Origin of the sequence: Glycomyces rhizosphaerae (genome assembly GCF_042647865.1) — a bacterium.
GTDB classification, from domain to species: Bacteria; Actinomycetota; Actinomycetes; order Mycobacteriales; family Micromonosporaceae; genus Glycomyces; species Glycomyces rhizosphaerae.
Genome location: NZ_JBHRWO010000021.1, coordinates 1112310 through 1133465 on the forward strand (window position 1 = coordinate 1112310; position 21156 = coordinate 1133465).

Genomic DNA, 21156 nt, shown 5'->3' on the forward strand with positions numbered 1-21156 from the left:
TATCATGCGTCGTCGTGACCCGCGCGCGACGCCGCCCCCACCCGGCGACTCCTGTTCCAACGGCGCGACACTCGGAGGACGACATGACCACCCCCGACACCGACAGCTCCGGGCGGACGCAACGCCCGCAAGCAGCCTCGGCGAAGCCTGCGAGCCGTAAACTGGCAGGGCCGAGGAGACCCACTTGGCGTTCCGTCCTCGTCTGGACGACGATATCGATCGCGGCTGCCGCCGCATGGGGCGTGATCGCCCTCGCCCGGGGCGAGGAGATCTCCGCGTTCTGGCTCGTCATCGCGGCCCTCGGCTCGTACGCCATCGGCTACCGGTTCTACGCCCGCTTCATCGCCCGCAAGGTACTGCAGGTCGACGACACTCGCGCCACACCGGCCGAACGGCTCGAAGACGGCGTGGACTTCCAGCCCACCGACCGCCGCGTCCTCCTCGGCCACCACTTCGCCGCCATCGCCGGCGCCGGGCCGCTCGTCGGGCCGGTGCTGGCCGCACAGATGGGCTACCTGCCCGGCACGATGTGGATCATCATCGGCGCCATCTTCGCCGGTGCCGTGCAGGACATGGTCGTGCTCTTCATCTCCATGCGCCGCAACGGGAAGAGCCTCGGCCAGCTGGCGCGCGACGAGATCGGACCGATCGGCGGCGCCGCCGCCCTCGTCGGCGTCTTCTCGATCATGATCATCATCCTGGCGGTGCTCGCGCTCGTCGTCGTCAACGCGCTGGCCGCGTCGCCGTGGGGCACGTTCTCGATCGCCATGACCATCCCGATCGCCCTGCTCATGGGCTTCTACCTGCGCACGCTGCGGCCGGGACGGGTGATCGAGACGAGCCTCATCGGCGTCGCGCTGCTGCTGCTCGCGATCGTGGCCGGAGGCTGGGTCCAGGCCTCGTCGTGGGCCGACACGTTCACCCTCAGCCCGCAGACGCTGGTCTTCTGCCTGGTCGTCTACGGCTTCGTCGCCGCCGTGCTGCCGGTGTGGATGCTGCTCGCACCCCGCGACTACCTGTCGACGTTCATGAAGATCGGCACCATCGGGCTGCTCGCCGTCGGGGTGCTCATCGTCGCCCCGACTCTGCAGACCGAGGCCGTCTCCGAGTTCGCCCTCAACGGCATGGGCCCCGTCTTCTCCGGCACGCTGTTCCCGTTCGTGTTCATCACGATCGCCTGCGGCGCGCTCTCGGGATTCCACGCGCTCATCGCCTCGGGCACTACGCCGAAGATGATCCAGAAGGAGTCGCAGGTCCGCATGATCGGATACGGCGCCATGCTGATGGAGTCGTTCGTCGCCGTGATGGCCCTGATCGCGGCGTGCATCCTCGACCCTGGCCTCTACTTCGCCATGAACGCCCCGGCGGGCGTGCTCGGCACCACTGTGGAGTCGGCTTCGACGGCCGTGGCGAACCTGGGGTTCACCATCAGCCCACAGGATCTGCAGGCGGCCGCCGATGCGGTGGGGGAGGAGTCCCTGGTCGCCCGCACCGGCGGCGCGCCGACACTGGCCGTCGGGATGTCGGAGATCCTGTCCTCGGTCTTCGGCGGTGACGGACTCAAGGCGTTCTGGTACCACTTCGCGATCATGTTCGAAGCGCTGTTCATCCTGACCACTGTGGACGCCGGGACCCGAGTGGGCCGGTTCATGCTGCAGGACACCCTCGGCAACGTGTGGAAGCCGCTCGGCCGCGTCGGCTGGAAGCCGGGCATCTGGATCACGAGCGCGCTCGTGGTGGGCGCGTGGGGGTACTTCCTCTACGCCGGTGTCAACGACCCGCTCGGCGGGATCAACCAGCTCTTCCCGCTCTTCGGCATCGCCAACCAGCTGCTCGCCGCGATCGCCCTCACCGTCGCGACCACCGTGCTGGTCAAGAGCGGGCGGCTGCGATGGGCCTGGGTGACCGCCGCGCCGCTCGCCTGGGTCGCCGTCGTGACGCTGACGGCGAGTTGGCAGAAGGTCTTCTCCGACGACCCGCGGATCGGGTTCTTCGCACAGCGGGAACGGTACGCGGAAGCCCTGGAACGGGGCGAAGTGCTCGCTCCCGCAAAGGATCTCGGGCAGATGCAGACCGTGGTCACCAACTCCACCGTGGACGGCGTGCTCGCCGCGTTCTTCGCGGTGCTGGTCGTGGTCATCATCGCCAACTCGATCGTCATCTGCTGGCGCGCGCTCAGGTCGACCGAGCCGCTGCCCTCGTCCGAAGCGCCGTATGTAGAGTCGCGACTGCTTGTCCCGGCCGGCCGGGCCCCCGCCGGCGAGCACGAGCCGGCGGACGGGCCGTGACACCGCGCCGCCTCTTCGGCCTCGTCCGGTGGTACCTGCGGGAACTCACCGGCGAGGCCGCCTACGGCCACTACCTCGACCGCCACCGCCGCATGCACCCGGGCGCACCCGCCCTGCCGAGGCGCGAGTTCGAGCGTCAGCGCACCGACCGCGGCGACAATCACCCCAGTGCCCGCTGCTGCTGAGATCGCCCGCGGCTCCGGCGGTCTCGGGGTGCGGGCTGTTCGTCACCTGCCGGGCGAGCCGCGCAACGACGGCCTGGAGCACGTCCTCGGTTTCCTCGCTTGAGGTTTCGGGGGCATGCTCCAGGCGGCGTATGACGATTGCCGGGACTCGCCCCGCCGGCGCCTGGACGGTCTCGTCTACTGGCCGACATCGATGTTGAACACTCTCAGTGTCGAAGGGCATACTCTTCCGCAGGACTTCAGGAAGGGGACGCTTCATGTCGTTGTCCGAGGAAGAGCGTGAACGGTGGATCGGGATCCTCGACGGACTGCCCGCCGACCAGACCCCCGACCCTGAGAACCGCGTCAAGGTCGAAGCCAACCTGTCGGGGTTCCTCGGGCACATGTGGGTGAACGCCACCATCCCTGAGGTGCAGGGCGTCTCGGTGGCCGAGCTGCAGATGGTCGCCGTGCAGTACTTCCTCAACCGCGCCGACGAGTACGCGTCGGCGAGTCTCGCGGCGATGACGGAATTGGCGGAGACCCCGGGCGGGCGCCGCGCCGCCCTGAAGGCCCTCGGCCGGTTGGAGCAGCTCGGCGTCGCCGCACCCGGTTGGTACGGCGAGGAACTGGCCCTGGCGGCGTGCTGGGAAAGCGGCGACGTATACGGCGACTGCCGCACCTACTTCATGTCCTTCAAAGCCCCCAGTGGTGATTTCGGCCTGTCGTACACCGTGGACTACTCCGACTTCCACTTCGACATGGTCACCGCCTGCGGGCACCATCCCGACTTCGAGGAGCTGCTCCGGCCGCACCGGGAACGCAACGCGATCTTCACCGATCGGCTCTACCTGCCGCGCCAGTGCGAGCCGATAGAGGTCTACAAGGGTACGGTCAGGTCCCTCGACGACTGGGACATCTTCTGCGTCGGAGGCGATTCGAGCGGACTCGACTTCAGCTACCTCGCGGTTCGCGCGATGTGGAAGGCACGGCTGCGCATGCTCCCGCAGGTGGAGGTCGACCCCGGCGAGATGGTCGCGCCGACCCCTGACGAACAGGGACTGCGCAACGGCGCCTTCCTCATGTACCTGCTCACCGGACACCGCGAGCTCGAGGAACCGCATATGAAGGCCATCGACGAGATGTGCTGGTTCCACGGCTTCAACGGCTTCTCGGTCAGCCCCGTCAGCTCGTTCGTCTTCCTGGAGCGCTACCTCCCCGCGAAGTACGAGCCCACCGACCCCGTGATCAGCGCGGTCCGGGACCTCATGCCGGACTTCGTCACCTGGGCCGCCAACGTCACCGACGTGCCGCTCGAAGCCCTGCCCTATTTGGAGCACAAGACCGCTCAGGTCCTCAAGGGCTACCCGAGATGGAAGGCCATGGACAAGGAGATCACCCGGGTTCCCCGGCCCCGCTCGCTCTGACGGCCTCGGGGCCACAGCCTCCCGAGAAGGTCTGGCGGTAGGCGCTCGGTGAGACGCCCAGGGCCGCTTGGAAATGCAGCCGCAGCGACGAGCCCGAGCCGAAGCCCGCGTCGGCCGCCACGCGGTCGATCGGCTCGTCGCTGCGTTCGAGGAGGTGCCTGGCCCGCTCCAGGCGCTGGTGGAGCAGCCAGCGCTGAGGCGAGGTGCCGACCTCCTCCCTGAAGCGTCGCGTGAACGTGCGGACGCTCATCGCTTCGCATTCGGCCAACTGCCGCAAGGTGAGCGGCTCGTGGAGCCGCGCGAGGGCCCACTCCCGGGCCCGTCCGGTCGAGGCCGACCCGAGCTCGGGCACCGGGTGCTCGATGTACTGGGCCTGGCCGCCGTCGCGATGCGGCGGCACGACCGACCGCCGGGCGACCCGGTTAGCCACTGCCACACCGAAGTCCTTTCTGGCCATGTACAGGCAGAGGTCGAATCCCGATGCCACGCCCGCCGAGGTCAGCACGTTGCCTTCATCCGTATACAGCACTTCGGGTTCGAGCCGCACTCGCGGGTAGAGCCGCCGGAACCGTTCGGCCGCGTCCCAATGCGTCGTCGCACGCCGGCCGTCGAGCAGCCCGGCCGCCGCCAGGACGAACGAGCCCGTGCAGATCGACGCGATCCGCGCCTGTGGCCGGATCATGCTGAGCGCGTTGGCGAGCGGCGCCGCGAGACGACCGCTGGTCCAGGATTCGTCGGTCTCGTGCGCCGAGGGGATCACGACCGTGTCGGCCTCGGCGAGCGCCTCGGGGCCGTGCTTGACGTTCACCGTGACGTCGGTGTCCGTCCGTATCTCGCCCGCCTCGACCGCGCAGGTCGCGACCTCGTAGAGCCGTTCGCCGCCCGACTTCGCGGAGCCGAACACCCGGTGCGGGATGCCCATTTCGACCGGCAGGTGCCCGTGTCGGACGAGGACCGCGACGCGGTGCCGCCCGGGATGCTGGAAAACGCCCATGGCCGGATCTTCGCACATATTGGCCTGCGGGCCACTGGCGGCATCGGTGCCGAACGGCGAAGCTTTATCCCATGTCCATCGCCGCCCCAGACACCCCAGAGCAGTTGCACCGTCCCACTCGCCGGGTCCACCGCGCCTGGTGGGTCGCCGCCGTCAGCTTCACCGCCCTCGTCGGTGCCGCCGCCTTCCGCGCCACCCCGAGCGTCTTCATCGAGCCGCTCAACCGGGAGTTCGGCTGGTCGCACGGGACGATCTCCGCCGCCATCTCGGTGAACATCCTGCTGTACGGCCTGTTCTCGCCCTTCGCCTCCGCGCTCCAGGAGCGCTACGGCATCCGCCGCGTCGTCTCGCTCGCCCTCGTCCTGATCGCCCTCGGCAGCGGCGTCACCGTCTTCATGACCGCCTCCTGGCAGCTGGTGCTGTGCTGGGGCTTCATCGTCGGGATCGGCACCGGGTCGATGGCGATGGCCTTCGTCGCCACGATCACCAACCGCTGGTTCATCGAGCGTCGCGGCCTCGTCAGCGGCATCCTCACGGCGGGTGGAGCGGCCGGTCAGCTCGTCTTCCTGCCGCTCGTCGGCGTCCTGGTCGAAGGCCCGGGCTGGCGCTCGGCCGCGCTCCTGGTGTCGCTCACCGCGCTCGCGATGGTCCCGTTGGTGCTGCTCGTGGTCCGCAACCGGCCCGAGGACGTGGGCCTGCGGCCGTATGGGTCCGGACCGGACTACACGACGCCCGTCGCGTCCACGACCGGCGCCGCCCGCCGCACCGTCGGCGTCCTGTGGGAGGCGAGCGGCTCCCGCGCGTTCTGGCTCCTCGCAGGCACCTTCGCGATCTGCGGCGCCTCCACGAACGGCCTCGTGGGCGCGCACTTCGTCCCCGCCGCCCACGACCACGGCATGCCGTTGACGGCGGCCGCGTCGCTCCTGGCCGTCATCGGGATCGTCGACCTCATCGGCACGATCTTCTCCGGGTGGCTCACCGACCGTTTCGACCCGCGGCATCTCCTCGCGGTCTACTACGCGCTGCGCGGCGTCTCGCTACTCGCCCTGCCCACGCTGTTCGCCGGGGACGTCAAGCCCCCGATGCTGTTCTTCATCGTGTTCTACGGCCTCGACTGGGTCGCGACCGTGCCGCCGACGATCGCGCTGTGCCGCGAGCACTTCGGTGAGGACGGCGCGGTCGTCTTCGGCTGGGTCCTCGCCTCCCACCAGTTCGGGGCGGCGCTCATCGCCTGGGGCGCGGGATTCGTCAGGGACGCCACCGGGAACTACGACCCGGCCTGGTTCACCGCCGGAGCACTGTGCGCACTCGCCGCGGTCATGTCCCTGGCGATCAAACGGCCGCTGAGCCACCAATAGGGCGCATTGCGACGGTTGCCCCCCAGATGCCCGAAGCCCTAGCATGAGATGGGCTACATCTCTTCTGCCGTAAGGAAATCCATGAGATTTCGCAGAGTAAGCGGTTCGGTTCTCTCGGCTCGTGTCGCCGCGTCGGTTCCGATCGCCGGCGCGATGCTGGCGGTCGCCGCCCTGAGCGTTCCGGCGTTCGCGGACGGTGTGCCCGACGGGCCGGACACCGAGGCCGTCGACTTCCAGCTCGGCGTCACCCATGAGCGGGTCAGCGCCGACTGGTGGGGCGACGAGGCCGCCGTGGAGAGCGCCAAGCAGATCCTCGGCGGCATCGGTCCGCTGCAGAACCAGCATCTGATGGGCTTCGGCGCCGAGAACCCTTGGCCGGACCAGGACTCCGATGAGCGGGACTGGGGGAGCCTGGACGAGCGGATCCAGCTCATCGAGGGCACCGACGGGACACCGGTGATCACCTTGTGCTGCGCGCCAGGGTGGATGACGCCCAGCGGCGAGGACTGGCCGCAGGACTACGAAGCGCCGAAGCCGGAGTTCTACGACGAGTACGCCCAGCTGGCGGCCGAGGCCGCGGCGCGGTATCCGCAGGTGAAGCACTTCCAGGTGTGGAACGAGTTCAAGGGCTTCTGGAACGAGGCTGCCAACCGCTGGGACCACGAGGGCTACACCGAGCTGTACAACCTGGTGTACACCGCGGTCAAGGAGGTGCGCCCGGACGCGGAACTCGGCGGTCCGTACGCCTCGCTGAACACCTACGCGGACTGCTCGCACGACTGCTCGGAACTGCAAGGGGCTTGGGGCACCGTCGATCAGCGCGACCTGGACGCCATCGAGTACTGGCTCGCGAACGCGGTCGGCGCCGAGTTCTTCACCGTCGACGCCTGGTCGTCCACGAGGGACGGTTATCACCCGGGGCCGGAGCAGACCTACCAGAAGTTCCAGGACATCACCGAGTGGATCACCGCCCGCACCGATCTGCCGGTGTGGTGGTCCGAGTTCTACGCCCCCGCGGCGGCGGGCAGCGAAGCCGGCTCGGTGGACCTGATGCGCGCCGCCATCGGAGGCATGAGCAGCGGCGGAGCCGCGGTCGCCCTGTTCTGGGGCCCGGAATGCCAGTCCGAGCTGCCCTGCATCTGGACACCGACCGGCGAGGCCGGCGGCGGCCAACCCACCGAATACCTCCCGCTGGTCCAGGAGCACTCGGGCCGCGAATGACGACTAGCACGCCTCCACGAGTACGGTTTCAATCTTGTTGAGCATCGATTCGAGTTGCCTGGGGCTGAAGCAGTCCGGGTCCGCCAGGATCGACACGCGTGCTTCCGTCGCCGAACCCCCGAGATGGAAATTGATCCGCTCGGAGGGCGCAGCGTCGATGACGGCGTGAGAGACCTTGCCGTCCTTGAATATCGCGGCCGCCTGGATCGGGGCCGGGTCGGCACCGGTGCCGACCCGGGGCATGCGCATGCTCAGCTCGTCACTGATGATCGCCCGGATGTCCATGGCCACGCCGCGGGTCGACTCGACTTCGGACAGGACCGCATCCCGTGCGTCGCTGTCATAGCGAGCGGCGATATATGCCTTCATGACCGCCTGCTCGGCGGCCAGGACGGTGTCGGAGAAGGCCGTCCGGCGGGCTTCGAGGTAGAACGGTCCGCCTTGTACCGTGCAACCGATATAGCGGCGGGCGGCCTCGGACCTGCGGTTGTGGCAGACCACCTGGAAGAACATCCGGGACTCGCCGGTGACGTCGGCGTACGCCGTGCCGATCGCCGCGAGCAGCACGCTCGACGGCGTGGAGGAGAGTTTCGCGGTGAGAGCGGTGAGCGCCTTCGGGATCGCCGAAGAATCGATCGCCCCGAACAATGTTCCCCGGTCGCTGCGCAGCATGCTTTCCGCAGGAGCGCCAGTATTGGCGGGTGCCTTCATCAGTGCGTCACGCCAGTGCCGCATGGAACGGCCGTTCTCAGCTGTTCCTCGCTCGGAAAGCTCGATTTCCGCGAGGTCCCTGGGCTGCATCGCGGTCGGCGGCGCTTCCGCATCGGCGCCGCTCGCGAGCAGGGTGGAGATTTCGTCTCCTAGCAGCCTCATGGCGTAGTTGTCCACGGCCACATGCGAGCAGGTGACGATCAGGTAGCGGCGCTCATCGGGGCAGTCGACGACGGCGGCCCGCAGCGGCAGATCCGATTCCGGGTCGAATGCGGCACCGCCCTCGACCTTCGCCGCGAGTCGCACGAAATCCTCGACGCTTCCGTCGCCGGAATACGAATAGCGGTTCATCGCAATCGCTCCGGCGGACAACACATCGGCGCGTGGGCGCTCGGCGTCAGACTCGGTGAAGCACGTTCGAAGGCTCTCATGCCTTGCGACGACTCGCACCAGCGCGGCGTCGACGGCGGCGGGTTCGATGCCGGCGCCGAGATCAACGACGGTGGACTGGTTGAGGATGCTGCTGTCTCGGCCGATCCGGCGGCTCACCTTCCACATGCCGTACTGCCCCCATGTCGGAGCATGGGAGGTCGCATCGAGGCCGTGGAACTCGATCCGGTCTTCGCGGTCCGGCACGATCGCCGGAGCAGCCTTGTCCATATGCGTCTCCCTCATCGACCCGTTCTGAACAATATATGCAGGTGCATCTATGTTGCACGGAGGGCGATCCACCACTATCATTGTGTGATCGTTCACAGCCAGGATTCCCTCACTGTCCTGGCTGCCGGCATGAAACGAGACCAGGCAAGGGAATTCAGGGAGCTCTCGCGATGCCCGCGGCGCGACCCTGCCCCTGACGTGGGAGTGGACTGCCGCACCCCAGCCGCACCGCATAGGAACAACATGCTCTCATACTTCGGAATTTCGGACGATAACCAGCGTCTCTATATGGCGATGCTGGCGTATCCCGGTTATCGGCTGGACGAGCTGTCCAGGATTCTCGGGATGTCCCGTGATGCGGTCAAGGCGGGCTTGGAGGCACTCGCGACTGCGAAGCTCATCTCGACCGAGCCCGATGACGACACCCAATGGGTCGTCAGCGACCCGCAGTCGGGTCTGTCCACTCTCCTCGAGTCGAGGCAGGCCGATCTCGAGCGACAGCAGTCGCAGCTGCACGAGGCCCGAAGCGCCGTCGCCGGACTGCTGCTGGACATCAACGGGAACCGGCCGCTGTCGGCGCATACGGTCGGGGTCGACCGGGTCGTGGGGGTCGAAGCGGTGCGCGATCGTCTGGACGCGCTGTCGAGGAAGTGCCAGAGCGAGGTGTGGTCCTTCAACCCCGGAGGCCCCCAGACCGAGGCCGGCATGAGGGCGGCGCGAGCGCTGTCCGAGGAGACCCTGGACCGAGGCGTCGACATGCGGTGCATCTATCTCGAAAGTGCCAAGAACGAAGAGCTGACCCGCCAGCACGTGCAGTGGATCGCCGAGCGGGGGGCGCAGGTCCGGCTGAGTCCGACACTGCCGACCCGGATGCTCCTCATCGATCGCAGCATCGCGGTGGTGCCGATCGATTCCGACAACACCGCTTCCGGCGCTCTGGTCATCACCGAGCCGGGGATCGTCTCGAACATGATCGCGCTCTACGGGGCCTTCTGGAAGGCGGCGAAGCCGCTCAGCGCCCAGCGCAAGCGGGAGGGGACGGGTCTGTCGAAGCAGGACTTGGCGGCGGTGTCCCTTTGGGCGCAGGGGCACACCGACAGCACTGTCGCCAGGAAGCTCGGCGTCTCGGAGCGCACCATCCGCAGGATTCACGACAGGGTCACCGAGTACTTGGGCTCGACCAGTCGCTTCCAAAGCGGCGCGCGATCGGTCGCGGAGGGGCTCATCGAGCCGGAGGACCTCATCTAGCCTCCCGGACGCGCGTGACGGTCCAGGGCCCGAACGCCGCCTCGCTCGCCAGCGCCCGGCGCGTGATCATGGCCGCGTCGGCGGCGGTGACGCTGTCGTCGGGCACGAAGAAGCAGCAGGACCGGGTCGTGTCGTCAGGGGACACGACGAACATGTGGTCGATCGCGATGCCGCCCACCAGGCTTCGCTGCAATGAGTCGACCAGCTGCTGAGGCGGTGGGGCCTCAATTACGAATGCCACATCGATAACCAGCAAGCGCATCGGTCGAACCCTTTCAATGCGCCGAATGCGCTCCGGGCATCGGGCGGGTGAGCACGGCCCACTTTCTGCACATCCATTCAATGGAGTCGTGTGTTCGCTGCGCGCCTCGACGTCCGATTCCCGTCGTCGATGCAGCGTTTCGCCATGCCGATATCTTGCCCTTTCGGCCGCGCGAACGATAGTGGCAAGAAGTGACCTGGCCGCTAGCGGACACCAACTCGGGATCGGTCCGAATCCCGCCGAGGCCTGTACTGTCCACTGTTCAATTGCTCTCGACGTCTGCAGGATGAGTGTCGTACGAAATCCGAACCTCCGATCCACGGTTTGGAACGAACGACCTCAAGGGATGATTCCATGCGTCGATTCACGCCAATGCTTCTCGCGATTGCATTCATGTTCGCCGGCGTTCTATTCGCCGGTGCGGCGACCGCCGCCCCGTCCGGAACTCCGATCGCTGTTGATGCCGCCGCCCCGTCCGACGACTGGATCTGGGAGTAATCGCCATGGGAACGATCACCGGCAATCAGGCCATCGGCATCAAGGAGTTCGGCGAGCTGTCCACGCTGCGTTCGCTGGCAGTCAACGGCGGTACGGCGTACCTGCCGGCCAAGCCCTATGAGGACCCGGGCGTGTGCGTCGAAGCGGCGGACGAGGTCGCCGAGGTCGTGCGCAGCGGCCGAACCTGCTATTGGGGCGGCGGACCGAAGGCGAAGGAGTTGGAACGCCAGTTCGCCGCGGCCATCGGTCGCCGGCACGCGTTCTTCCACAGCTCGGGCTCCTCGGCGCTGATCACCGCCATTTTCGCCACCGGGGCCGGTGAAGGCCATTCGGTCGTCATCGGCAGTTCCGGATTCGTGGCCGCGATCAACGCCGTCTACCACAACCGGGCCCGTCCCATCTTCCTTCGCACCGACCCGGACACGTTGCTGTGCACGGCGGACGGCTACGAACGAAGCACCGAGCAGCAGCCGACCGCGCTGCTGGTCACGCACTTCCTGGGCAACGTGGTCGACGTACCCGACATCGCCGCGAAGGTCGGCGCCGCTTACACCATCGAAGACGCGGGGCAGGCGCACGGCGCGTCCTTCGGTGGGCGGCCGGCGGGCGGGTGGAGCGACATCGGCTCCTTCGCCGGCTCGCACAAGAAGCTCGTGACAGCGGGACAGGGCGGACTCAACGTCTGCGACTCGGAACTGCTCCTGAACCGCATGCGCATGGTCGGCCACCACGGCAAGGCGGTCCGGCAGGTCGGTGAGGTTCCCGGATACAACTTCCGCGGCGGGGAGATGGAGTCGGTACTGGCCCTGCACGCGCTGCGAGGGCTCGAGGAGCGCGCCCGGACGCGCAATGCGACCGCGGCCGCCATCCAGAAGATCCTGGACGCCGCGGGCATTCAGACGGTGCAGCCGGGTCGCGGCTCGCACGAGGTGAATCCGGCCTGGTTCGACGTGGGCTTCATCCTGCCGCCAGAGTGGGAGCCCTACCGCGATTGGCTGGTCCGGGCCCTGAACGCGGAGAACATCCCCGTCTCGACCTACCCGTCGCTGATCGAGATGCCCTGGGTCAAGCCTTGGATGCTGAGCATGGGCTGGTGGGGCGACCGCGAAGAGGAGCTGCTCGCACATGAGCGGTCGCTCTGGGGCCGCGCCATCGTCATCGGCACGCAGATGTCGCCCGAAGACGGGGCCCGATGCGCCGAAGGCATCGCCGGGCTGCTGACCGGCACGTTCAAGTCGGCGGGAGCGGTCGCATGAACAAGACCGCGGCACCGCTCGCCGATCTCACCCAGTACGAGATGGTCGCCCTCGAGAGCAGCCACAATCTCGCCGATGCGCATGCGCACCAATGGCAGTCCGCGGCGGAACGCGACGTGATCGACATGCTGCCGAAGCTCTGGGACGAATCGCAGACCTTGACGCAGGCGGAGCTCGACCGGCAGTTCCTGCAGAACTTCTTCGACTTTCACGGTCAGACCTCCATGGCGGCCAACGAGGGGCGTTCGTGGCTCTCGTACGCCGCGTCGATCTCGATGGGCATCATCGCCACGCATCTGCGGCTCTCCCGGAAGTCGGTCACGCTGATCGAGCCGTGCTTCGACAACCTGTACGAGCTGCTGGCGCACAACGAGCTGGAGGTCTCGTCGCTGCCCGAGGACATCGTGTTCAAGTCGCCGGACGCCTTCGCGGCGCTTGCCCTGCACGAGGTCGGCGACGCGCTCATCCTCGTGGATCCGAACAATCCCACCGGGTCCACGTCCTTCGTCGACGACGGGGAGCGCTTCCGCGCCATCGTCCGCTTCTGCGCACGCCATGGGAAGACCCTGATCCTGGACTTCTCGTTCGCCTCGTTCCTCCGCGGCCGGCGGCCGGACGTCTACGAGATCCTCGACGATTCGGGTGTCACCTACCTGTGCATCGAGGACACCGGGAAGACCTGGCCGACGCTCGACATCAAGTGCGGCATCCTCACCGTCAGCGCCGACATCCGGGACGAGGTGCGCGACCTCCACACCGCGGTGCTGCTGAACGTCTCGCCCTTCGCCGTGCGGCTCCTGGCGGACTTCGTCACCGCGAGCAAGAACGACGGGTTCGCGTCGGTGGCCGATGTGCTGGACGCGAACCGGCAGGTGCTGGCGGACGCGATCGAGGGGACCGAGCTCGAACTGGTCCGCCCCGACTCGCTCGTCAGCGTCGCCTGGCTGCGACTGCACCGGGGAACGGCGACGGATCTGCAGGAACGCCTGGCCCAGCACGGCGTTCACGTGCTCCCCGGAACCCATTTCTTCTGGAGCGACCACCGGCAAGGCGAGTCGTACGTCCGCGTGGCCTTGGCCAGGGACCCGGAGGCATTCGCCCGCAGTGCCGCCGCGCTCCGAAAGGTGCTGACCACATCATGAGCATCAGACCCACTGGCGCCATCGCCCCTTTGGCGACTCCGGCAAGCGGGGACGGAGGGGTCGGGGCCGAAGGCATTCGCCGACAGGTCGACGCGGTCCGCCCGTACATCTCAGGACTCATGCCCTGCATCAGCTCAGGGGAAGGTTGGCGGCTCACCCGAACGCAGTGGCTCACCGTCACAAGGGAGACGCTTCGCTGGGCGGCGGGCCTGCCCGTCTACGCGGGCTGCCAGGCGACCGAATGGGAGGAGCTGGTGGGCCGCGCCCGCCAAGCCGAGGACCTCGGAGCGGACGCGGTCGTGCTCTCCGTCCCCACCCGCCACGGCCTGACGTCGAACGGCGAACTCATAGCGCGATTCTCACGGATCCGCGAGCAGGTCGACGTCCCGATCGTCTTCTACTGGGAATCCTTCATCTCCGGCTGGGAGCTCGACGTCGCGGCGGGCATCCGCCTCTGCGAGGTCCTCGGCGCCGTCGCGATCAAGGACTCCATGCGGGACAAGTCGCTCACCCGAGCGCTCACCGATCATTTCGCCGGTTCGGTCAGCATCCTGCAGGGCTGGGAGGACCTCCTCCTCCCCGAGTTGCCGGTGGACGGGTACGTGGGGCCGCTCGCCCTCCTCTCCTCCGTCGCGGCGTCGATCTTCACCGACGAGCCGCGCTGGGACGACATCGCCCTGGAGTCGAAGCGGTTCGGCACGCTGGACCGCGACTACATCGCACGGGTCAAGGCGGAACTCCACCGGCGCGGCGTGTTCGCGAGCGCCGCGGAGTTCCCGGGAGTCGACGGGGTCGATTGGGATGCTTAACTACGCGCATCCCGGTCTGCGCGCCCGTCGCGCCCTGCGAGGCTTCGCCGCCACCATGCGGATCTCCGCGGTGATCCACCCTGCCGACGTCCCTTACGTCGCAGTCAATGTCGTGTTCCAGCTACTGCAGTTCGGGGTGCTGATCACGATCTGGCGGAACCTGCCGCAGGACCAGCTCGGCAATACCGCTTTCGACGTGCCGGCGCTGCTCACCTACACGACCGTCGCCACGGCCATCGGCCCCCTGCTCAATCCCCAGACGAGCCTGTCGGAGCACATCGCCAACGGCACCATCACCGTGCGCATGCTCTGGCCGATGGGGATCGCGTCCCAGTTCGCGAGTGAAATGCTCGGCCGGATCCTGCCGGTCATGCTCGTGACCTCGGGAGTGGTCTGCGGGACGGCGCTCCTGCTCGACGTGTCGCTGGTAGGCGCCGGCTCACTCGGACTGTTCGCGGTGAGCCTGCTGCTGGGGGTCGCGGTCGGACTGATGGTGGACTTCTGCTTCGCGCTGCTCACCGTCCGGCTGGCGAACGGCATCTGGTTCGTCATCACCATCCGGATGGCGTGCACCACGATCGTGTCCGGCGCCCTCATTCCCTTCAGCCTCATGCCGTGGCACATCGGCGACGTGCTGCAGTTCCTGCCGTTCGCCGCGATGGCCTCCGGCCCCCTCCTGGTCTACACCCAGGAGACGGGCGCACTGGGGGTCATCGCCTCGCAGGCGGCCTGGGCCCTCGCGCTGGGACTGGGACTCATGTGGTGGAGCAAGCGCCTGCGGGACAAGGTGGTCGGTTTCGGTGGCTAAAAGTCTGACAATGCTCTTGGCCACCAACGGCCGCTTGGGCCTGGAGCCCTTCCTCCGCGGCGGCTGGCAGGCCTTCGGCTGGGTGCTCGGCGAGACGCTGATCAACGTCAGCGCGGTGCTGGGGACGCTGCTGCTGGCCGGCCGCTTCGACAACGTGGGGCCCTGGGATTCGACCGAGCTGTACTTCATGCTCGGGTTCGTGCTGCTCGCCCGCGGCATAGCGAACGTCTTCTCCGGAAGGCAGGTGCTGATGATCAGCCGCAAGATCGGGCGGGGGCAGATGGACCACCTGCTGGTGCAGCCGATCCCGCTGTGGAAGGCCCTTGCGGCCGAAGGGTTCAGCCCATTCGACCTGCTGGCCACGCTGGTACTCGGGGCGGGAACGCTCGTCTGGTCCATCGCGTCGCTGCCGCACTCATTCGGTCCACTGTGGTACGCGATGCTGCTGCTGAACCTCGCGAGCGCGGTCTGCGTGATCGTGTCCTACCAGTTCCTGTGGGGTGCGCTCGCCTTCTGGTCACCGCGAGGGGCCGAGGAGGTCAACACCGCCAGCGCCTCCGCGCTGGGCGGACTCTCCGCCTTCCCGCTGGACGCGGCCCCCAAGGCGGTTCTGGGAATCCTGGTCACCGTCGTCCCGGTGGGCTTCATCGGGTGGATTCCCGCGCGGGAACTGCTGGCCGCGGGCACGGGCTTCCGGCCGGAAGTGCTCTTGGCGCCCGCAGCGGCCCTGCTGCTGGCGTTGCTCTCCATCACCGTCTTCAAGAAGGGACTGAGGCGTTATGAAAAATTCGGCAGCGGCCGTTACTCCGACTTCGGACATCGTCGTTGATCTCGCGGACGTCTGGAAAACCTACTATCAGCGACAGCGTCCCGAATCCTTGCGTGAGACCTTCCGCGAGCTGGTGAAGCCGACGGTGAAGACCGTCGAGGCGCTCAAGGGCGTGTCCCTGCGCATCGGGCGCGGGGAGATGGTGGCATACGCGGGACCGAACGGCGCCGGCAAGAGCACGACCATCAAGCTGCTGTCGGGCCTCATGGTGCCCGACCGCGGCCGGGTGCGGGTGTTCGGCATGGATCCGGCCGCGGACCGGGTGAGCTACGTCAGGAACATCGCGGTGGTGTTCGGGCAGCGGACGGAGCTGTGGTGGGACCACTCGATCGCCGCGAGCTTCCGCTGGAAGAAATCCACATGGGACATTCCAGATGAGACATACGACCGCATGCTCGGTCTGCTCACCGAGCAGTTCGACCTGGGGCCCATCTGGAAGAGCCTGGCCCGGGAACTGAGTCTGGGGCAGCGCATGCGGGCGGACCTCGCACTGGCGCTGCTGCACGATCCCGAGCTGATCCTCCTGGACGAGCCGACGCTCGGGCTCGATGTGATCGCCAGGGAGAAGATGCTCGACTGGATCAAGCACATCAACGCCGAGCACAAGCGCACGGTTCTCATCACCAGTCATGCGATGACCGACCTGGAGAAGCTCGACGCGCGCATCGTGATGGTGCACAACGGCTCGATCAGGTTCGACGGCGGCTTCGAGGAGCTTCGCTCCACTGTGGCGGACGGGCGAATCCTCACCGTCACCACCGACACCGTGGACGCCCCCGAACTGGAGGGCGCCTCCCTCACCCGAAGCGAGGGCAGGCGCCACGAGTACGCCTTCGACGCGTCGCAGGTTCCGGTCGTGCGCCTGCTCGACGCCTTGGCCGAACGGTGCCGCATCGAGGACATCCAGACCGCGTCGGCGCCCATCGACGAGGTGGTATCCCAGGTATACCGGCGCATGAACGACGGTGCTCCGCTGTCCGGTGCGGAGGCGACGAGCCGATGAGCATCACAGGTATGCGAGTCGTGATCGTCACGCAGTACGCCTCGGCGCTGCGCGGCATGGTGCGCCAGTGCCGGGCGAAGGGCCACACTCCGGTGGCCGTGATCTGCACCCGGAAGGAGCCCTCCCGCGACGGGGCGGGCTCCCCGGGGATGAAGGCGATGGCCAAATCCATTGTGGCGGCGTGCCCTGCGGGCATGGCCGTGGCGGTCGTCGACAGCAGGGCCCAACTGGCCGAGCTGGTCGAGCACTATGCACCGGACCTGCTGCTGGTCAGGGGGTTTCCCTGGAGGCTGCCGCCGCGAGTGCTCGAGGTGGCCGAGCACGGGTCCGTGAATCTGCATCCGTCGGAGCTGCCCCGCCATCGCGGCCCGTTCCCCGTACACCGGGCGATCGCCGAGGGAGCCGAGCGGCTCTCCGTGACCGCCCACCGGATGGACGCCGGATTCGACACCGGGCCGATCCTCGCGACCGCGTCCATCGACATCGCCGCGGACGAGTTCGGCCCGGCGATCTGGGCCGGCGTCGACCGGGCCGCCGACCAGGTCCTCGCACTCGCATTGGACCGGATCGCGGCCGGTGAAAAGGGTGAACCCCAGGACGACGCGGCGGCGACCTACGCGGGTGCCTTCGACGCGGGTGAAGCCGCCGTGGACTGGCGCAGGCCTGTCCGGGACGTCCACAACCTGATCCGGACCTGGAGCCTCGGATCGATCGGCACTCCGGGCGCCGACGGACCGGAGGTCGAGCTGGACGGCAGGCCCGTCCGCATCCTCAGGACCAGCCTGACCGAGATCGACGGTCCCAGCCTGCCATGCGGCGACGGCCGGCTCTGGTTGGCGGAATACCAGGAACTCAGCCGTTCGAAGAGCAGCAGCGACCACGAGAGAGACGAGTGACGAACATGTCTGTGCATGTCCCATCAGCAGGGCTGGCGGAGCGGGAATTCGAACTCCGGGAGTACCTCCCGTCGGAGGCTTCCGACGACTTCAAACAGCTGCTGCTCAAGGAACTGCCCCGCTTCTACGACGAGGTCGACGAGTCCTTTCCCGACTCGATCCTCAGCAACGCCGGCAGCGGCCGTGACCCCTTCGGCTACTTCACCACCGGGAAGCAGATCTTCGCGAGCTACATCGACGGGCAGTGCGCGGGCTTCACGGTGGTGACCATGAAGCGCGGCGGATCCGCCAAGATCGGCCCGACCGCGGTGTTCCCCGAATTCCGGCGCAGGGGAGTGGCGACCAGGTTGCGGGACGCCGTAGAGGCCAAGCTGTTCCAGGAGTACGGCGTCCGCAAGATCTACATGACCGTGTCCACGTTGAACGGCCCCGCGCTGATGTTCAACCTCAAGCGCGGCTTCCAGACCGAGGGCGTGCTGCGCGAGCAGTACCGGGAGGGCGGCGACGAGATCGTCCTCGGCGCCCTCAACCCGAGGCACACCGCCCGAAGCCGGTACGCCGCGGACGCATTGACGCCGAGCTTCACCGCCGGCGGCTCCGACCAGGCCGCCTTGTGGCACGACCCGAGCTTGGACGAGCTGGAGGCGTTCCTCGCCCCGCGCATGGAGCCCTATTTCGACGGCATCGAACGGGGCTTCTACGAGTCGATCATCGCCGCGTGCCAGGAATCGCGCCAGCGCTACGACCAGAAGGGCAAGCGCCTGGTCGTCTCCCGGGCGGACGGCGAGCTCACCGCCGCGGCCGTGTACGTCCCGAAGCGGGGCGGCAGCGTCAAACTGTCGCCGTGCATCGCCGACAGCGAGGCGGCGGCCCGCACCCTGATCGACACCTGCGTGTCCCTGGCGCGGTCCGAGGGGCGGCGGAAGATCTACGTCCACCTGCCCGACGCGATGCTGGAATTCGCCTCCCTCCTGGGCTCCATGGGCTTCGCCGTAGAAGCGCAGATGCGCGAGGCCTACAAGCCGGGCATGAACATGCTCGTGCTCGGGCAGGTGCTGGCATGAGCGGGGACGTTCGGATCGCGACCGGCAACGCCGGCAAAGTGGCGCTCCTCGGCGGGTACCTCACCGCCGCCGGGTTCCAGCCCCGGATGGCCGATCCCGGCGATGCCGAGGACCGGGCCGAGACGGGCTACCGGCCCGCGGTGCTGGCCAAGCTGGCGGGCGTCCCGGAGGCGGGCCCACCCGTCGTGGCGCACGACAGCGGCTTCGAGTTCGCCTGCCTCGGCGGCGAACCGGGACCGCGGACCAAAGCCTGGCTGGCGTCGACGGACGACGTCCGTCGCGAACTGGTGCCGGGAACCGGTGTGCGCGTGGTCCACTGCGTGGGGCTGCGGTTCGGCTCGCAGACACTCACCTTCCTGGACCACGACGACCGGATCGTTCCCGAGCAGTTCCTGCCCGAGGACTCGGACCTGCCCTTGACCAACTGCTTCGTCGGGCCGCGCGACAGCCTCGCGAGGCTGATGGGGCGGGTCGCGGCGCGGCTCGCCGAACGAACGACGGCCGACTTCGAATGAGCGGAACGGATGCGGACATGGACCTCTCGGGCCTGGAAATCCTCTGCGGCGGCCCCATCAAGAGCCTCTTCTCGAAGACCAGGGAATTCGACCCCGGCATGCGGGAACTGGTTCTGCGGGCCGTCGAAGCGCTGCGCGATCGCGGCGCCGTGGTCAACAGCGCGCACATCGCCGAGGGATTCGGCGTACCGGACCTGACCTCGCAGGCCATCACGGTCCGCGACCTGTCGTGGTGCGACAGCTGCGACGTCTACGTCGCGCTCTGGCCCACCGGCCCGGACGGACTGCCTTATCTCAGTTCGGGAACGGCCATCGAGCTCGGCTGGGTGGCGAGCCTGGGCAAGCCGATCGTGCTGGCCTGGGACGAGCAGCGCGCCTCCTCCTACAGCCATCTGCAGCGTGGCCTCGACGCGGTGACGGCAGTCGAGTTCGCGGACCTGCGGCGCGTGGCGCAGGACGCCGGGGTGCTCGCCGATGCCGTCGCAAGAGTCAAGGCCAAGGGGGTGCCGCGTGCTCACAGTGGTGCAAGGTGACAGCCCGACCGACGCCAAGGTCGGCCTGATCGAGGCGCTGCTCGCGTCCGCAGTGCGCGACGAGGGCGACTGTGCAGCGCTGCACGACGTGTCCGTGACGATCAGCGCGAAGTGGCCGCCGGAGCCGCCCTCAGATGCGGCACTGCGTAGCCCTTTCGAAGCCCTGGCGCGACAGGCCGACGATCCGCTCGCGACAGTCCGTGTCGCCGCGGACGGCGACTCATGGGCCTGCCTGACGCTGCGGGACAACACCATCGCCGCCACGACGGCCACCGTGTCCGGCGAGGCGTTGACCTCGATCGAAGCACTGTGGCAGCAGATCCTCCTGCTCGGCCGCAGCCTCGGCGACGCGGATCAGCCGATCCGGCGCGTCGACGCCACGATGCACTTTCAAACCATGCGGCTCAAGGACTCTCAGCGCACTGAAGCCGAACGCCTGGTCCAGGGCTGGGAGCCCGACCGCACGCTATGACGACCGAAAGGTGAACCGCCGTGGAAGACCGTAAATATCTCTTCGTCCGAGTCCTCGAAGCCTGCAACGCGGACTGCTTCTTCTGCGGGTTCGCGCTGTCGCGGGACCGCTACCGCCTCCAACCGGACGAGCTCGCCGGCATCCTCGCGCAGGCCGCCGAAATGGGTGTCGGACACGTCCGATTCACCGGCGGCGAACCGCTCATGCACCGGGAGATCCTGCCGCTGGTGCGGGTGGGGGCGGCCCTTCCCGCCAAGGTCTCGCTGATCACCAACGGACTCCTGCTGCCGCGGATGGCCGAGGAGCTGGCCGAGGCGGGCCTCGACCAGGTGATCGTGAGCATCGACTCCGGGTTCGCCGAGCAGCACAACGAATACCGGAACACCCCGAACCTGTTCGAGAAGGCGTTCGAGGGCATCGCCGAGGCCCGGCGGCACCGCATCCGCGTCCGGGTGAACACGGTGGTCGGGCCCCACAACTACCAGTCCATGCCGGAGCTGGCGAAGACCCTGCGCGACGCCGGCGTCGAGCAGTGGGAGCTCTCGGCGCTGAAGCTCAGCGACCAGATCACCTACCCGGACCGGGAGGATGTCGTGCGCGTCGCCGAAGCGGTGTACGAGGGCGACGGCCTCATCCCGATGGGCAAGCGGTGGTTCGGCGACACTCCCGAGGAGCGGGACCAGTACTTCGAGCGCGGCATCCCGCCCCGCTCGTCCGGCGACGTCTGCCGAGTCACGGACGACGTGATGTACCTGGACCCGAAGGAGGGCTACCTGTTCCCGTGCAGCCTGCTGCCGCACCGCTCGACCCCCGTCCTCTACGGCGCGCAGGTCCGCAACGACGACGGCTCCTTCACCCTGGACTCACCGACATTCCGGGAACGCCGCCTGTTCTTCCGGGAGAACGGCGCGAACCTCTGCACCGGGTGCTCGAGCTCGGCCGCGGGCTACAGCGACCGCGCCGCGTCGGGGACACCGCAACCCTCCTGGTCCTACTGA

21 protein-coding genes are annotated in these 21156 nt (G+C 67.9%); 18 read left to right on the forward strand and 3 right to left on the reverse strand.

Translation table 11 applies throughout. The features are described from left to right. Nucleotides 1-83 precede the first annotated feature (83 nt). The 3 genes from ACFO8M_RS25380 (at nucleotide 84) to ACFO8M_RS25390 (ending at nucleotide 3879) form a co-directional block, all read left to right on the forward strand. Nucleotides 84-2288, forward strand: coding sequence for a carbon starvation CstA family protein (locus tag ACFO8M_RS25380; protein ID WP_387980687.1), 2205 nt, complete (start codon nucleotides 84-86; stop codon nucleotides 2286-2288). After that, complete coding sequence (locus tag ACFO8M_RS25385) at nucleotides 2285-2473, forward strand: CstA-like transporter-associated (seleno)protein (RefSeq protein WP_387980688.1); 189 nt, start codon at nucleotides 2285-2287, stop codon at nucleotides 2471-2473. The genes ACFO8M_RS25380 and ACFO8M_RS25385 overlap by 4 nt, the downstream gene beginning before the upstream one ends. A gap of 257 nt (nucleotides 2474-2730) precedes the next feature. Next, entirely contained in the window at nucleotides 2731-3879 is a 1149-nt protein-coding gene (locus tag ACFO8M_RS25390) for a hypothetical protein (RefSeq protein WP_387980690.1), read from the forward strand. Here ACFO8M_RS25390 and ACFO8M_RS25395 read toward each other — a convergent pair. Then, complete coding sequence (locus ACFO8M_RS25395) at nucleotides 3848-4873, reverse strand: GlxA family transcriptional regulator (protein WP_387980692.1); 1026 nt, start codon at nucleotides 4871-4873, stop codon at nucleotides 3848-3850. The genes ACFO8M_RS25390 and ACFO8M_RS25395 overlap by 32 nt on opposite strands. Nucleotides 4874-4944: 71 nt before the next feature. Here ACFO8M_RS25395 and ACFO8M_RS25400 point away from each other — a divergent pair, with 71 nt between their 5' ends. Then, on the forward strand, nucleotides 4945-6231 hold the full coding sequence (locus ACFO8M_RS25400; RefSeq protein WP_387980694.1) for an MFS transporter: 1287 nt from the start codon (nucleotides 4945-4947) through the stop codon (nucleotides 6229-6231). An 81-nt stretch (nucleotides 6232-6312) separates the two neighbouring features. Then, a complete protein-coding gene (locus ACFO8M_RS25405) occupies nucleotides 6313-7452 on the forward strand; it encodes a hypothetical protein (RefSeq protein WP_387980695.1) in 1140 nt (379 codons plus the stop codon). 3 nt (nucleotides 7453-7455) lie between these two features. Here ACFO8M_RS25405 and ACFO8M_RS25410 read toward each other — a convergent pair whose 3' ends face one another. Continuing rightward, on the reverse strand, nucleotides 7456-8823 hold the full coding sequence (locus ACFO8M_RS25410) for a condensation domain-containing protein (RefSeq protein ID WP_387980697.1): 1368 nt from the start codon (nucleotides 8821-8823) through the stop codon (nucleotides 7456-7458). Between the two features lie 345 nt (nucleotides 8824-9168). Between ACFO8M_RS25410 and ACFO8M_RS25415 the strand changes: the two genes are divergently transcribed. After that, the gene (locus ACFO8M_RS25415; protein WP_387980699.1) at nucleotides 9169-10071 is read left to right on the forward strand and encodes a helix-turn-helix domain-containing protein; all 903 of its coding nucleotides are present in this window, start codon (nucleotides 9169-9171) and stop codon (nucleotides 10069-10071) included. Here ACFO8M_RS25415 and ACFO8M_RS25420 read toward each other — a convergent pair. Further along, complete coding sequence (locus tag ACFO8M_RS25420) at nucleotides 10064-10333, reverse strand: hypothetical protein (protein ID WP_387980701.1); 270 nt, start codon at nucleotides 10331-10333, stop codon at nucleotides 10064-10066. The genes ACFO8M_RS25415 and ACFO8M_RS25420 overlap by 8 nt on opposite strands. 503 nt (nucleotides 10334-10836) lie before the next feature. On the opposite strand from ACFO8M_RS25420, the gene ACFO8M_RS25425 reads away from it, so the two are divergent. From ACFO8M_RS25425 to blsE, 12 genes are read left to right on the forward strand one after another with little or no spacing between them, the layout of a single operon-like run. Continuing rightward, complete coding sequence (locus ACFO8M_RS25425) at nucleotides 10837-12087, forward strand: DegT/DnrJ/EryC1/StrS family aminotransferase (RefSeq protein ID WP_387980703.1); 1251 nt, start codon at nucleotides 10837-10839, stop codon at nucleotides 12085-12087. Then, nucleotides 12084-13229, forward strand: a complete 1146-nt coding sequence (locus ACFO8M_RS25430) for a pyridoxal phosphate-dependent aminotransferase (RefSeq protein WP_387980704.1) — start codon at nucleotides 12084-12086, stop codon at nucleotides 13227-13229. The genes ACFO8M_RS25425 and ACFO8M_RS25430 overlap by 4 nt, the downstream gene beginning before the upstream one ends. Next, nucleotides 13226-14038, forward strand: a complete 813-nt coding sequence (locus tag ACFO8M_RS25435; protein WP_387980706.1) for a dihydrodipicolinate synthase family protein — start codon at nucleotides 13226-13228, stop codon at nucleotides 14036-14038. The genes ACFO8M_RS25430 and ACFO8M_RS25435 overlap by 4 nt, the downstream gene beginning before the upstream one ends. Beyond that, nucleotides 14031-14846, forward strand: coding sequence for a hypothetical protein (locus ACFO8M_RS25440; protein ID WP_387980708.1), 816 nt, complete (start codon nucleotides 14031-14033; stop codon nucleotides 14844-14846). The genes ACFO8M_RS25435 and ACFO8M_RS25440 overlap by 8 nt, the downstream gene beginning before the upstream one ends. A 10-nt stretch (nucleotides 14847-14856) precedes the next feature. Further along, nucleotides 14857-15675, forward strand: coding sequence for an ABC-2 family transporter protein (locus ACFO8M_RS25445; RefSeq protein WP_387980709.1), 819 nt, complete (start codon nucleotides 14857-14859; stop codon nucleotides 15673-15675). Nucleotides 15676-15724: 49 nt separating this feature from the next. Then, the gene (locus ACFO8M_RS25450; RefSeq protein ID WP_387980710.1) at nucleotides 15725-16678 is read left to right on the forward strand and encodes an ABC transporter ATP-binding protein; all 954 of its coding nucleotides are present in this window, start codon (nucleotides 15725-15727) and stop codon (nucleotides 16676-16678) included. Beyond that, nucleotides 16675-17574 carry a methionyl-tRNA formyltransferase gene (locus tag ACFO8M_RS25455; protein WP_387980712.1) on the forward strand — a complete coding sequence of 300 codons (900 nt, stop codon included), beginning with the start codon at nucleotides 16675-16677 and terminating at the stop codon, nucleotides 17572-17574. Before ACFO8M_RS25450 ends, ACFO8M_RS25455 begins: the two co-directional genes overlap by 4 nt. A 5-nt stretch (nucleotides 17575-17579) precedes the next feature. Next, nucleotides 17580-18638 carry a GNAT family N-acetyltransferase gene (locus tag ACFO8M_RS25460; RefSeq protein WP_387980713.1) on the forward strand — a complete coding sequence of 353 codons (1059 nt, stop codon included), beginning with the start codon at nucleotides 17580-17582 and terminating at the stop codon, nucleotides 18636-18638. Then, nucleotides 18635-19153 (forward strand): non-canonical purine NTP pyrophosphatase, encoded by a 519-nt coding sequence (locus ACFO8M_RS25465; RefSeq protein WP_387980715.1) that lies wholly within the window; start codon nucleotides 18635-18637, stop codon nucleotides 19151-19153. Before ACFO8M_RS25460 ends, ACFO8M_RS25465 begins: the two co-directional genes overlap by 4 nt. A 17-nt stretch (nucleotides 19154-19170) precedes the next feature. Then, nucleotides 19171-19686, forward strand: coding sequence for a nucleoside 2-deoxyribosyltransferase (locus tag ACFO8M_RS25470; RefSeq protein ID WP_387980717.1), 516 nt, complete (start codon nucleotides 19171-19173; stop codon nucleotides 19684-19686). Then, on the forward strand, nucleotides 19664-20158 hold the full coding sequence (locus tag ACFO8M_RS25475) for a hypothetical protein (protein ID WP_387980719.1): 495 nt from the start codon (nucleotides 19664-19666) through the stop codon (nucleotides 20156-20158). The genes ACFO8M_RS25470 and ACFO8M_RS25475 overlap by 23 nt, the downstream gene beginning before the upstream one ends. A 20-nt stretch (nucleotides 20159-20178) precedes the next feature. Then, complete coding sequence (gene blsE / locus ACFO8M_RS25480; protein WP_387980721.1) at nucleotides 20179-21156, forward strand: cytosylglucuronate decarboxylase; 978 nt, start codon at nucleotides 20179-20181, stop codon at nucleotides 21154-21156.